This window comes from Vibrio sp. 10N.222.49.C9 (assembly GCF_041474985.1).
GTDB lineage: Bacteria > Pseudomonadota > Gammaproteobacteria > Enterobacterales > Vibrionaceae > Vibrio > Vibrio crassostreae_C.
The window spans coordinates 22,100-35,265 of the sequence record NZ_JBFRVD010000060.1; the positions used below are offsets into that span (position 1 = coordinate 22,100).

A 13,166-nucleotide genomic window follows, 5' to 3' on the forward strand; every position below is an offset into this window, starting at 1 on the left:
CTGGCTCTGGCTCTGGCTCTGGCAAGGATTCAACGACATCTTCAAGCTGATCGCTACCTTGGATTTTCGGTTCAAAGTCAAAATCAGAGTCAATGTTCGCTGGCGACTCTACATCGTCGATGGCTTCAGCTAACCAGTCTTCAACCGTTTCTTCTTCATCTTCAGAGATATCGTTCAAAGACGATGGCGAAGCTTGCTCTTGTACGTCGGCTTCTTTCGGCTCTGGTTCTTGTTGTGCGGTTTCTTCTTTAACTCGCTCTTCAAAATCTGGTTTGTCAAAATCAGAATTCTCAGATAACAGCGAGTCGATATCCAGTTCATCATCTTCAACCGATGATGCGGTTTCTTGCGCTGATACTTCGTCGCTGTCTAAAAGAGACGCTTGCTCTGGTTCAACCGTATTGTCAATTGATGGTTCAACAGGCTCTTCTATTGCTGGCAACAAATCATTGTCATCAGAAGTCATTAACTCATCAATCAACGCTTCGTCTGTTGTTTCTAGCGAGTCATCAAGCAAAGCATCCGTTGCCGGTGCGACACCGAACAAATCATCGATAAAACCATCACGATTAAAGGCTTCATCATTTTCTGGCTTAATGTCAGAACTTTCTTGAGTCATTTCAGAATCTAACGATTCATCAGTAACGACTTCAGGTTGTGGTGTTTCACTAATGTCCAGATCTTGCTCAGGCTCACCTTCAGAGGTTAACGGAGTAAGCTCAACGTCTGAGTCCTTTTCAGGCTCCTCATTGGCGTTGTCCAAACCAAAGGCTGCGTCTAACTCTTTATCAAACGTCTTATCTTCAGATTCAAGCTCGTCTTCAATGCCACTTGTCAGTAAGTCATCAAATGGGTCTAGAGATTCTGATTTTGATGCATCCGCTAAAAGCTCATCATCTGACAATTCACTATCAAGGAAATCATCCAATAAGTCGGTACTTTCGGCGTCGAGTTCGAAATCATCCTCGTCAGAGTCACCTATTAATTCATCCAAGGTTTCCGTGCTGTCTTCTGCGATGTTGAGGTCATCATCGGTCGATAAACCAGAAAGCTCTTCAAGCTCAGACAGAGAATCAAAGCCAAGAGGTTCGCTTTCAGACTCATCATCCGAATCGTCCCCTAGCATCTCATCAAGAAGGTCTGTCGAGTTACTTAGGTCTACGTCATCGCCTGCCAGTTGCTCATCAAGCAGATCAACGCTGTCTTGAGGTTCTTCATTTACGATGGGCTTATCGAACTGAGACAGAATGTTTTCGATATCATCATCAGACGCCAAACCACTGTTTAGGTTAGTGGCAATCTCATCGTCGCTATCGAGGTTGAAAGGGTCATTCGCTTGATCGTTCTGAGCAGCAACTTGGGCAAAGATGTCATCAATATCATCATTCGCTGTCGGTGAAGCTGGCTCAGGGGACTGTTGTTCAGAGATTAGAGCATCAATATCAAAATCGTCATTGCTCAAATCAACAGGCTTAGTCTCACTTTGTTGCTCAGAGATAAGCGCATCGATGTCAAAATCATCGCTTGCTGGTGTTTCAGTGCTAGAAGGCGAATCACTTTGCTCTTCCGAAATCAGAGCATCAATATCGAAGCTGTCGTCATCTTCGTCATCAAGAGCAAACAGATCATCTAATAAAGATTGGTCTAGCTCGTTGGAACCGAGATCTTCAGTTTCAGACTCTTGAGATAGTAAAGCTTCAATGTCATCAGCAGACATTGCGTTATCATCAGAAAGATCAAAGTCGACATCATCAGTATCGACGGCGCTTTCCGCTGTTTTGTCTAGCGCACGTTCCATCTCTTCAAGGCCAAGCGCTTTCTCTTCGCCATTAACACTAATGCCGTTGCTGCTGTCTAAATCTAGATCGTCGAAGTTGGTGTCTAAATCACCGTTTTCGCCAATGCTAGCAAATGGGTCATCGTCTTCACCATCTAGATTGAAATCGAGATCAGATTCATCTAAACCAGCAAAGACATCATCCTCTTCGGCTAGCGCTTGATCGTCAAACAGCTTGTTGGCGTCATCTTCCGTACCAAACAAGTCATCATCTAAAGACAGCTCGTTAAGGTCGTCCATCTCGTCGCCCAATGTAATAGGTGCAACGGTACTTGGTTCTGGCTGGAGCGGTTGTTCTTGAGTCGTCTGCTGTTGCTCATCATTTTTAGAACGACGGCCTAACAGCATCACAACGATCAAACCAATGAGCAGACCTGGAATAATCGCAAGAGCCGCCACTAACCAACCATTCGATAACAGTTCGTCCATGACACTTGGTGCCATCTTTTCAATTTCGGCGTTCTTTCTGCGCTCTTCATCAAGCAGCTTTTCCACTTCGCTACGAATGCGGTCTTCATCACTGAGCTCTGTTTTTAGCTCATCCACTTCCGATTGAACATTCGATAACATCAAACGAAGTTGGTGATTTTTCTCTTCAAGTGACAGCAGTTCAGTTTCTGAAAGCTCTAGCTGCTTCTCTAACTTGTTCATCTCTTGGGTTGGTGCAGATTGAGCTAGAGATGATTGAGTTGGAGACAATGGCTTTTTAGCAGTTTCAGTAGTGCTTACTTGCTTAGCAGGAGTAACATTTTTTTCATCAGAACTCGGCGCTTTGGGTTTTGAAGCGACAGGCTTACTTGCAGGAGCATCAAGCTTAGCAAGATGTGAGTTCATGATGTTGATAGCTTGCTGCGTCGAGCTTGCACGTGCTTGCTCTAAAGAAGGCACGCGTAGATTGCTCGCAGGCAGCAGGCTATGGATATTCTGGTTTTCAAACGCTTGTGGGTTTAAGCGATAAATAGCCAACAGAGTTTGTTGGACTGAAACGGAGTTATCAGGGCGTAACTTTGAGGCAATAGACCACAATGTTTCTGAGCCGCGAGTTGGACCATAGAAACGTGAAGGCTCAGCGCTATTTGATTGCGCTCTTTGAAGTGGTTCTGAAAACGTAGGCGCTGATTGTATCTGGCCATTAGGCCCTACAACTCGAATGGAATCTGCACGAACAACGGAAATCTGAGTCGCAATGATAAAGGCAAAAGGCATTAACCACGGCTTGAAAATTTGAAACATAAAAGGCTCAGCTAGGTGCTTAAATTCGGAAAAGTGATGATCTATTAAATATATCGGATAAATGACGTAAAACTATAGAGATGAAAACAAAAAATGTGTTGCAGCAACAATATTCGCAGCAATTTCACACAATTTGACTAACAATATTTTTAATCGATTAAAAAAGCCCCACTAAAGAGTGAGGCTTTTTTATCAAAGCAATAAAGCTTAGAAGTAATCGCGAATCAGAACTTCAGCGATTTGAACTGCGTTTGTTGCTGCGCCTTTACGAACGTTATCAGCGACAACCCACATGTTTACGCCACTGTGATGGCTGATGTCGTTACGAATACGACCAACCATTACGTGGTCTTTACCACCTGCATCACGAACTTGAGTTGGGAAGTCTAGCGCTTGGAATACTTCAACACCTTCTGTGTTCTCTAGAAGCTGAACCACTTGCTCTGCACCGATTGGTGCGCGAGTTTCAATGTGTAGAGATTCTGCGTGACCGTAAAATACTGGTACGCGGACACAAGTCGGGTTCACTGTGATTGAAGAGTCAGCAAAGATTTTTTGAGTTTCCCAAACCATCTTCATCTCTTCACGCGTGTAGCCGTTCTCTGTAAATTCATCGATTTGAGGAATACAGTTGAAAGCGATTTGTTGTGAGAACGCTGAGTTTTCAGCTGGCATACCGTTAAGAAGCTTAGCCGTTTGACCCGCTAGCTCATCGATACCTGGCTTACCTGCACCAGACACAGATTGGTAAGTTGAAACGTTAATACGCTCAAGGCCCACTTCATCGTGAATTGGTTTTAGCGCTACTACCATTTGGATAGTCGAGCAGTTAGGGTTCGCGATGATGTTACGGTTACGGAACTCAGCAATCGCTTCAGGGTTCACTTCAGGCACAACCAGAGGAACATCGTATTCGTAACGGAAGCGTGATGTGTTATCGATGACAACCACACCTTCATCAGCCGCAATTGGAGCCCAACGCTCTGAAAGCTCGCTACCTGCAGAGAAAAACGCAATATGTACTTGAGACCAATCGAAGTCTTCTACGTTTTGTACTTGTATTGTTTTGCCGTTAAAACGGGAAGTTTTGCCTTCACTACGTTCACTTGCTAGTAAGTGCATTTCACCGACAGGGAATTTACGCTCTTTAAGTACTTCAAGAATGGTTTCACCAACCGCACCAGTCGCACCTAAAATAGCAATATTAAATTCTTGGCTCATTGTTTCTCTCTTTTATAAAGTTGGCTTTACCATAAAACCGAGTTTAGATAACGGCGTTAAATTACAAGATTCGTCGCCCGTTAACTCGACTGCACTGTACTCTCTGCGGTCCCAATATTCTTTACGCATCTTGTCAAAAGAACCCGGCGTAACGATATTGCGACGGAATAAGGCGTCGTCTTTGCGCACATCATAGATCAACTGAGTCAAATTGTGCAGTGTTGCTTCATCCCAAGCTCTATCTAATTTCATTTGAGGTACAGGCGCTGTCGGCAATAAGTCGCTTGCATACGCACGCTGTTCAGTACCTAAAAATTCACAATAACTGTTGAAGATCATCGTGGTACCACGCGCTTTACCTTCTAAACCGTAGCCCGCTACGTGAGGCGTTGCAAAAGCGAGTAACGGAAGAAGCTCAAAGTCGACTTCAGGTTCAAACTCAAACACATCAAGCACTGCAGTGAAACCATCGGCTTTTTGCAGGCGAGCTTTTAGCGCTTGGTTATCAACCACAGGACCGCGAGCTGCATTAATCAGGATTTGATCAGCACGTAAGTTGTTCAGCACTTGCTCACTGATCAAGTGATGCGTTGGATACTCACCCGTCTTAGTGATTGGCGTGTGTAATGTAATAACGTCTGATTGTTCAAGCAAAGTCTCTAACTCAGTAAATTCGCGAGTATCACCCTCTTGCTGTTTTAGAGGGTCGTTCAGCAGAACTTTGATACCAATACCTTCAAGGCACTTCGCTAAGTAGCTACCTACCTGACCACAGCCGATAATACCAACCGTTTTATCAAAAACAGAGAAGCCTTGCTGTTGCGCAAGCACCATCATCGCACTGAATGCGTACTCAGCAACACCCACCTTGTTACAGCCAGGCGCCGCAGTAAAGAAAATGCCACGCTCTTTCATCAATTCTTGGTCAACATGGTCCATACCAGCCGTCGCAGTACCGACAAACTTCAGCTTATTGGCTTTGCTGATCAATGACTCGTTTACCTTGGTAACAGAGCGAATCATCAATGCGTCTACGTCAACTAGGTCGTCAGCAGTAAGTGTGCGACCAGACTTCATTGTCACTTCCCCTAGCTGGCTAAAAAGCGCTTCAGCGTAAGGCATATTTTCGTCGATTAAGATTTTCATTTGGCGAGTACTTTTGTTGGGGTCTATCGACCTAAATGTGAATTGAAATGATTGTGCAAAATTCCACACACGGTGTCGAGTAGCAATTGGAATACATTATAAATAAAGGGCTGAATCACTGAGTCTGCACAAACAACAGGCATAAGATTCCATACCCAAATCTCAAACGGCTAAAACGAAAAATGCCCGATTGAATAAACAATCGGGCAAACATCCAGAACAAAAGGATCCTATCTCGCTCTCCAGGAGACAGAGTCTTGCGTCTGTTCAACCAGTACTAACCAAAGTCAGTACTGGTCAAGCTCTGGAAACCTTTCAATCTCTAAACCCAGATTTAAAAACTATGTTCAAAAAACACGTTTACCAACCTGCGTCTAAAAACTTTGTTCTGATGGTCATTATTACTGGGTGACCTGTGCGTGTTGAATCGGCACTAGCGCAACCCTTTAACGATTAACCTTGTCTCTGTAACTCAAGCTTAAGTTAAGCTTGGTACTTTTTGATTACTAGCGTTGCGTTCGTACCGCCGAAACCAAAACTGTTAGACATAACTGTAGTTAGCTCTTGATCACGAGCTTCAGTTACGATGTCTAGGCCAGCAGCAGCTTCGTCTAGGTTCGAAACGTTAATGCTTGGAGCGATAAAGCCGTTATCTAGCATTAGCGTTGAGTAAATAGCTTCGTGTACGCCAGCAGCACCTAGAGCGTGACCTGTCATCGCTTTAGTTGCAGAAATTGCTGGGCTGTTGCCACCAAATACTTCTTGGATAGCGCCTAGCTCTTTAACGTCGCCAACTGGGGTTGAAGTACCGTGAGTGTTCACGTAATCAACGCCATCAACGTTTTGCATCGCCATCTTCATACAACGAACCGCACCTTCACCAGAAGGAGCAACCATGTCGTAGCCATCTGAAGTTGCGCCGTAGCCTACGATTTCACCGTAGATTTTTGCGCCACGAGCAACAGCGTGCTCAAGCTCTTCGATAACTAACATGCCGCCGCCACCAGAGATAACGAAACCATCACGGTCTGCATCGTAGGTACGAGAAGCCAGCTCTGGCGTGTCGTTGTACTTAGTAGAAAGTGCGCCCATTGCGTCGAACATCATAGTCAGAGACCAATCCAGTTCTTCACCGCCACCAGCGAATACAACGTCTTGCTTACCAAGTTGGATAAGCTCCATTGCGTGACCAATACAGTGTGCAGATGTCGCACATGCAGAGCTCATAGAGTAGTTCACACCACGGATTTTGAAAGGAGTTGCTAGACAAGCAGAAACCGTAGAAGCCATTGTACGTGGAACCATGTATGGACCAACGCGCTTCACGCCTTTCTCACGGATGATGTCTACCGCGTTTACTTGGTTTAGAGATGAAGCACCACCTGAACCCGCAACGATACCCGTGCGGTCATTAGATACTTGATCTTCAGTTAAGCCAGAATCAGCAATTGCTTGCTCCATTGAAAGATAAGCGAATGCCGCTGCATCACCCATAAAGCGCATTTTTTTGCGATCGATATGGTCAGCAGGGTTCATTTTTAGGTTACCCCATACTTGAGAGCGCAAGCCATTTTCCTTGAACTGCTCTGAAGCGGTAATACCAGATTTACCCTCTTTCAGTGATGCTAAAACTTCTTCGACGTTGTTACCGATACTTGAAACAATACCCATACCGGTGATTACGACTCGTTTCATGTGACATTCCTATAATTCTAAATTCAGCTAGATGATAACTAAGAAGCCTAACAAAAGTGGTCAGCTTTCCTAGAAATTCGTACAATCCCTACCAACATATCGCTTCAAATCACAAAATGATAGATTTTATGACTTCAATTACTAATGCAGAACTGGAATGGAATGAGTCTGGCACGCCAGTTTCAGACCAATTTGACGACGTTTACTTCTCCAATGTTAACGGTTTAGAAGAAACTCGCTACGTCTTTTTAAAGCAAAACCACCTTCCAGAGCGTTGGCTTGAACATGAACAACGCCGCTTTGTGATTGCTGAAACCGGCTTTGGCACAGGTTTGAACTTTCTTGCAGTTTGGCAATGGTTCGATGCTTTTCTTAAAGATAACCCACAAGCGATGACCAAAGAGTTACATTTCATCAGTTTTGAAAAATATCCTTTAAATAAAGAGGATCTCATCAAAGCACACCAATCGTGGCCAGAATTAGCCGAGTATGCGACGCAACTCCAAGAACACTACCCTATTGCTCTACCTGAATGTCACCGCATTGTGCTGGGCGACGGTGCAATCACGCTTGATTTGTGGTTTGGCGATATTAAAGATTGCATGCCCAACGTACCAACCCCGCGTGAAGGTTTGGTTGATGCTTGGTTCTTAGACGGTTTTGCTCCGAGCAAGAACCCAGAGATGTGGAATCAAAACCTATTCAACGGCATGGCTAAGCTCGCTAAGCAAGATTGTAGCTGCGCCACCTTCACCGCTGCTGGCTTTGTTCGCCGTGGCTTAATTGAAGCTGGCTTTGAAATGAAAAAGGTCAAAGGCTTTGGTACTAAGCGAGAAATGATCGCCGGCCGACTTGGCGAAAAGCACGCTCACACCAACATCAAACCTTGGTATGGCCTCGCTCAACACACTGAATCCCAAGACATTGCGATCATTGGTGGTGGTGTCGCCAGTGCTGCATTAGCCAAAACGCTAAGCCGTCGTCGTAAAAACATCACCCTTTATTGTGAACATCCACAAGCTGCGGGCAATGCCTCAGGTAACAACCAAGGTGCGATTTACCCGCTATTAAGCGAAGCGACTTCGAACGTGTCTCGCGTGTTTGGCCCGGGATTACTGTTTGCTCGTCAATTTATTAATCAAGCGGCTCAGTCTATTCAATTTGATCACAGCTGGTGTGGCGTGAACATCTTGATGTGGGATCAAGGCTCCACTAAAAAGCTCAACCGCATGTTGGAAGGCAACTTCCACACCGACCTGATTCAGCGTTTATCGCCAGAGCAAGCCAACGAAAAGATTGGCTTACCCGTCGATAAAGAGAGTGTTTACTTTCCGCTGGGTGGTTGGTTAAGCCCTCTTCAACTGACTCAAGGCTTGATTGGCAAGCTAGAAGAGAGCAACCAAGTGAGCGCACACTATCAACATCAAGTAACGCAACTTGAGTGGCTCGAAGCTGAAAAACAATGGTTACTGACGATTGAGGCACCTCAAGGTGAGATTCAAACTAAGCACGACCAAGTAGTTGTCGCAAACGGACACAAGTTCACTCAGTTTGAACAAACTCAGCCAGTACCACTGACTCCGGTTAAAGGCCAAGTGAGCCATATTCCGACCACGGAAAATCTCAGCCAGCTAAAAACCGTGTTGTGCTTTGATGGCTATTTGACGCCACAGAACCCCAACAATGGTCATCACTGTATTGGTGCGAACTACGACAAAACCAATATCGACCAAGAATTTGATATTGAGGTTCAGCAGCACAATGGCGAGCGCCTACATGGGTCACTACCAGACCAAGCATGGACAAAAGATGTCGATACCAGTGACAACTTAGCGCGCCAAGGTATCCGAAGCGTAAGCCGTGACCACCTTCCGTTTGTCGGAAACGTTGGTGACTTTGAAGCCATTAAGGAGCAGTACCAAGATCTCCACAACTTCAACCCGCAGCGTGACTCGGTTGAGGATGTAGAAACGGTAACAAGCTTCCCTAACCTTTATTGCTTTATCGGACTGGGTTCACGTGGTTTGAGCTCTGCACCATTATTGGCTGAAGTATTAGCATCACAGATCTGTGGCGATCCGCTGCCCTTGCCTGTTGATGTGCTTGAAGCGATTCACCCAAGTCGAATGTGGGTACGCAGACTGCGTAAAGGTAAGGCATTAACGGCTGGATGGGTTGCTGACAAGCATTCTAAATCAAAGCCGTAGTTTCTAGTTCAGCTATTTTGAACATCTGAAATTTCTGAATATCTGAAACTAATAAGTTAAAAGCTAAAAAGCCCGAGTTCATTGTGTCGCTCGGGCTTTTTGTTATTCGTGTTGCTCTAAACTGATGTTCTAAACGAAGCTGTATTTACAGCTTAGCAACCGCGTCTTTAATCTGTAGAACGATCTCTTCGTTGCTGATAGAACCAGATTCAAAATCAAAGTTATCGTAGAAGCTTGGTACTGAAACTGACGCTTGCACGTTTCCACCGAAGTAAGGTGCAGAACCTGTCGCTGCGCCAAGTACCGTTTGTGCGCCGCCAGGGCCTGGTGAAGTCGCTAGGTAAACCGCCGGCTTCTCGCCAAATACTGAACGCTCAATGCGTGTCGCCCAATCAAATAGGTTTTTATACGCAGCTGGGTAGTGACCATTGTGTTCTGCGAACGAGATAACAAACGCATCAGCTTCAGCTAGGTCGCGCAAGAATGCTTGAGCGCCTTCCGCTTGGCCAATCTCTTTTTCAGTGTCTTCACTGAACATAGGAACATTGTAATCGTTGATGTCTAGGACTTTAACTTCAGCACCTTCAATCAAGTTTGCTGCGTAAGTTGCTAGTGTTTTGTTGATTGAGGTAGAACTTGTGCTTGCGCCAAATGCGATAACTTTCATGATGTGACCTTTCTGTAATTCCGTTAAGTGGGATTAGAATAACGTAGTAAGAAAATGTAACCATCACAAGAAATGAACGGACTCATTCAAAAATTTCGAACGAGTCTCAAATAAACCAGTTCGCTCAGCAAAATGGGAAAGGAAGGGACTGAGCGGATAGTATTAATACATCGAGATTAAGCTTGGTTTTGTAGCTCAACCCAAAGGTCATTAACGATAGTGCGGTCTGCTGGTGTTAGTTCAGAGCGAGCGTCGTCTAGGCTCTGTTCAATACGAGCTTTTACTTCAGCCACATCTTCAATGCCTTCTTCTTCACATGAAGCCACTGAAAGAGAAATATGACCACGTAAGTAACCACCAGCAAACAGTTCATCGTCTGATGCGTTTTCAATGCGAGCATCAATTACTTCAAGTAGTTTTTCTTCAAATTCGATAATCATAATATTCTCTTATTTCACAATAAATTGGCTAGCACATAAAGGTTCTACATCGTAGAAGCTGCGTAATGCTTCAGAGAGCATTTTCACGCGAGGCGGAAAGCCTACTTCAAAGATACCCATAACTTCGCTATGTACTTTATTCATAAAGGCCAAACGATCTGGCTCAAAATCGCCGTGTAGATTGTCACAGCTGACATTAAAAGGAAAGCCTGCGCTCATCGCAATGATCCATTCATACGCTTGTGGGCGAATTTCTACTTTTTCAAACTCAGCTTGAACCGATTCCGTTCGACCGTCAGGTTCATACCAATAGCCAAAATCTTCCAGTAAACGACGCTCAGGCCCAGCAACGCACCAGTGTGCGATCTCATGGAGTGCAGAGGCGTAAAAGCCACGTGCGAACACGATTCGATGGTGTGGGATAGTATCATCAGCAGGCAAATAGATCGGCTCATCAGCCCCTAGCTCTAGTTTGGTATTAAAGCTTTCAAAAAAGGTCTGATTGAAGATATCGATAATGTCTGAGTATTGGTGTGTCATAAAATCAAATTTAAGTAAAAATAACTGGGGCATTTTGCTTTTTTTTAAGCGCTCGGTAAAGCCCTATCAAGCGTAATGACATCGGGTTCGCCATTATACTTTGCAGTGACAATCGATTGCCATTCCCAGATTACACTACTTTGAGGTAAATGATTAGTTTAGCTAATCTGAAAAGGCCATTCACGGTACAAATATTCATTCGTCAATCAGCATTTTTACTACTACACTCGCGCTTCATTTTTATATCCCTATGGCCTATAAGACTCCAATTTATAGACCTATATTATAGAGCTACAGCAATGCTACTAAGTGTTTTGTATATCATTGGCATCACGGCAGAAGCCATGACCGGCGCTCTCAGTGCTGGCAAACAAAAAATGGATTGGTTTGGTGTAATGTTGGTTGCGAGTGCAACGGCAATTGGCGGCGGTACAGTACGCGATATCTTACTTGGTCATTACCCTTTAGGTTGGGTTGAAAACCCGCAGTATCTAGCGATCACCTGTATCGCCGGTGTTATCACAACAGGACTGGCTAAATGGGTAATCAAGCTAAAGGGCTTGTTCATTCGTTTAGATGCTCTAGGGCTTATCGTGTTCAGTATCATTGGCACTAAGGTAGCGATGACTATGGGTCTTCACCCAATGATCTGCATGGTGTCTGCCTTGGTAACTGGCGTGTTTGGTGGTTTGCTGCGCGATCTTATCTGTCGTCAAACACCGTTAGTGTTGCATGAAGAGCTATACGCGTCTGTCGCACTTGTCGCTTCAGGTTTGTACCTAGGTTTGCTTGAGCTTGGCATCAACGACGTCACGGCGACAATTGTGACGCTTGTAGTTGGTTACTTGCTGCGCATGGCGGCTGTAAGATTCAAATGGAGTTTGCCTTCGTTCCAGCTTGATCCTGAAAGTTCAGTGCATTAATGGATTAAGAGCCTTAAGCTGCTAGCTGTCTTTAATGACGATAGTCGCTAACCGGACGAATAATCCTGCTAATGTGAAAAAGGGTTACTTCATTACGAAGCAACCCTTTTTGTTTCTATCAAATCAGTTTCAAATCTGTTCTGAATAAAACGAAGCAGAACTAGATTTTTGGCGTTTCAGTTGTCACACCAAAGTTTTGACCACGGTGACGTAGCAAGTGATCAAGCAACACGATAGCCAGCATCGCTTCAGCAATAGGTACCGCACGGATACCCACACATGGATCGTGACGACCTTTAGTGATTAGCTGCGTTGCTTCACCATCTTTCGTGATTGTGTCACCAGGTACAGTGATGCTTGATGTTGGTTTAAGCGCAATGCTTGCCACAATATCTTGACCAGTAGAGATACCACCTAAGATACCGCCAGCATGATTGCTGCTGAAACCTTCTGGAGTTAATGGGTCACGGTGTTCACTACCGCGTTGATTAACAACATCGAAGCCATCACCAATCTCAACACCTTTCACAGCGTTAATGCTCATTAGAGCGTGCGCGATGTCAGCATCTAGACGATCAAAGATTGGCTCACCAAGGCCTACTGGCACTTTAGTCGCAACCACTTGAATCTTCGCACCGATCGAGTTGCCTTCTTTTAGCAAGTCACGAATCAGTTGATCAAATTCTGGTACTTTGTCGGCATCTGGACAGAAGAAAGCGTTGTTTTCAATCTCGTTCCAATCCACTTTATCAATTGAGATATCACCCATTTGAGAAAGGTAAGCTTGGATTTCAACACCAAATTCTTGTTTTAGGTATTTCTTCGCAATTGCACCTGCAGCAACACGCATTGCAGTTTCACGAGCTGAAGAACGACCACCACCTCGGTAATCACGCACACCGTACTTTTGATGGTACGTATAGTCAGCGTGGCCAGGGCGGAACTTGTCTTTAATTTCGGAATAGTCTTTAGAGCGTTGGTCTGTATTTTCAATCAATAGACCAATAGAAGTACCCGTAGTTTGGCCTTCAAATACACCTGATAAGATTTTCACTTCATCCGCTTCACGACGAGCCGTTGTATAGCGAGAAGTACCAGGGCGACGACGATCCAAATCTCTTTGAAGGTCTGCTTCGGTAATTTCTAATCCTGGTGGGCACCCATCTACGATACATCCTAGTGCGATACCGTGACTTTCTCCGAACGTGGTCACGCGGAAATGTTGTCCGATACTGTTTCCTGCCATTACTTCCTCTA

10 protein-coding genes are annotated in these 13,166 nt (G+C 44.8%); 2 read left to right on the top strand and 8 right to left on the bottom strand.

The features are described 5' to 3' along the window. The 4 genes from AB4585_RS20580 to fabB all read right to left on the bottom strand — a co-directional run. Positions 1-3,070, bottom strand: a 3,070-nt coding sequence (locus AB4585_RS20580; protein WP_372170768.1) for a FimV/HubP family polar landmark protein, incomplete at its 3' end; no start/stop codon positions are given. A gap of 207 nt (positions 3,071-3,277) precedes the next feature. Continuing rightward, positions 3,278-4,291 (bottom strand): aspartate-semialdehyde dehydrogenase, encoded by a 1,014-nt coding sequence (locus AB4585_RS20585; protein WP_017062350.1) that lies wholly within the window; start codon positions 4,289-4,291, stop codon positions 3,278-3,280. A 12-nt stretch (positions 4,292-4,303) separates the two neighbouring features. After that, positions 4,304-5,437 carry a 4-phosphoerythronate dehydrogenase gene (locus tag AB4585_RS20590; RefSeq protein ID WP_017062351.1) on the bottom strand — a complete coding sequence of 378 codons (1,134 nt, stop codon included), beginning with the start codon at positions 5,435-5,437 and terminating at the stop codon, positions 4,304-4,306. Between the two features lie 483 nt (positions 5,438-5,920). Beyond that, positions 5,921-7,132, bottom strand: a complete 1,212-nt coding sequence (gene fabB, locus AB4585_RS20595; RefSeq protein WP_017062353.1) for a beta-ketoacyl-ACP synthase I — start codon at positions 7,130-7,132, stop codon at positions 5,921-5,923. Between the two features lie 56 nt (positions 7,133-7,188). Here fabB and mnmC point away from each other — a divergent pair, with 56 nt between their 5' ends. Continuing rightward, positions 7,189-9,339, top strand: coding sequence for a bifunctional tRNA (5-methylaminomethyl-2-thiouridine)(34)-methyltransferase MnmD/FAD-dependent 5-carboxymethylaminomethyl-2-thiouridine(34) oxidoreductase MnmC (gene mnmC, locus AB4585_RS20600; RefSeq protein ID WP_372154945.1), 2,151 nt, complete (start codon positions 7,189-7,191; stop codon positions 9,337-9,339). A gap of 145 nt (positions 9,340-9,484) precedes the next feature. Here the strand turns inward: mnmC and AB4585_RS20605 are convergent, their stop codons facing one another. The 3 genes from AB4585_RS20605 to AB4585_RS20615 all read right to left on the bottom strand — a co-directional run bounded on the left by AB4585_RS20605 (position 9,485) and on the right by AB4585_RS20615 (position 10,986). Then, on the bottom strand, positions 9,485-10,006 hold the full coding sequence (locus tag AB4585_RS20605) for an NADPH-dependent FMN reductase (RefSeq protein WP_017062355.1): 522 nt from the start codon (positions 10,004-10,006) through the stop codon (positions 9,485-9,487). A 176-nt stretch (positions 10,007-10,182) separates the two neighbouring features. Further along, complete coding sequence (locus tag AB4585_RS20610) at positions 10,183-10,446, bottom strand: YfcL family protein (protein ID WP_017063425.1); 264 nt, start codon at positions 10,444-10,446, stop codon at positions 10,183-10,185. Positions 10,447-10,455: 9 nt separating this feature from the next. Beyond that, entirely contained in the window at positions 10,456-10,986 is a 531-nt protein-coding gene (locus AB4585_RS20615) for an elongation factor P hydroxylase (protein WP_017063424.1), read from the bottom strand. A 299-nt stretch (positions 10,987-11,285) separates the two neighbouring features. Here AB4585_RS20615 and AB4585_RS20620 point away from each other — a divergent pair, with 299 nt between their 5' ends. Further along, positions 11,286-11,909, top strand: a complete 624-nt coding sequence (locus AB4585_RS20620; protein ID WP_017062358.1) for a trimeric intracellular cation channel family protein — start codon at positions 11,286-11,288, stop codon at positions 11,907-11,909. A gap of 160 nt (positions 11,910-12,069) precedes the next feature. On the opposite strand, the gene aroC is transcribed toward AB4585_RS20620, so the two are convergent. After that, positions 12,070-13,155, bottom strand: coding sequence for a chorismate synthase (aroC, locus tag AB4585_RS20625; RefSeq protein WP_004734182.1), 1,086 nt, complete (start codon positions 13,153-13,155; stop codon positions 12,070-12,072). Between the last annotated feature and the right edge of the window lie 11 nt (positions 13,156-13,166).

Excerpts from the sequence above, each read along its gene's own strand:
- aroC (WP_004734182.1), bottom strand. The coding sequence starts at position 13,155 with ATGGCAGGAAACAGTATCGGACAACATTTCCGCGTGACCACGTTCGGA.
- AB4585_RS20590 (WP_017062351.1), bottom strand. The coding sequence starts at position 5,437 with ATGAAAATCTTAATCGACGAAAATATGCCTTACGCTGAAGCGCTTTTT.
- fabB (WP_017062353.1), bottom strand. The coding sequence starts at position 7,132 with ATGAAACGAGTCGTAATCACCGGTATGGGTATTGTTTCAAGTATCGGT.
- AB4585_RS20610 (WP_017063425.1), bottom strand. The coding sequence starts at position 10,446 with ATGATTATCGAATTTGAAGAAAAACTACTTGAAGTAATTGATGCTCGC.
- AB4585_RS20620 (WP_017062358.1), top strand. The coding sequence starts at position 11,286 with ATGCTACTAAGTGTTTTGTATATCATTGGCATCACGGCAGAAGCCATG.
- AB4585_RS20605 (WP_017062355.1), bottom strand. The coding sequence starts at position 10,006 with ATGAAAGTTATCGCATTTGGCGCAAGCACAAGTTCTACCTCAATCAAC.
- AB4585_RS20585 (WP_017062350.1), bottom strand. The coding sequence starts at position 4,291 with ATGAGCCAAGAATTTAATATTGCTATTTTAGGTGCGACTGGTGCGGTT.
- AB4585_RS20615 (WP_017063424.1), bottom strand. The coding sequence starts at position 10,986 with ATGACACACCAATACTCAGACATTATCGATATCTTCAATCAGACCTTT.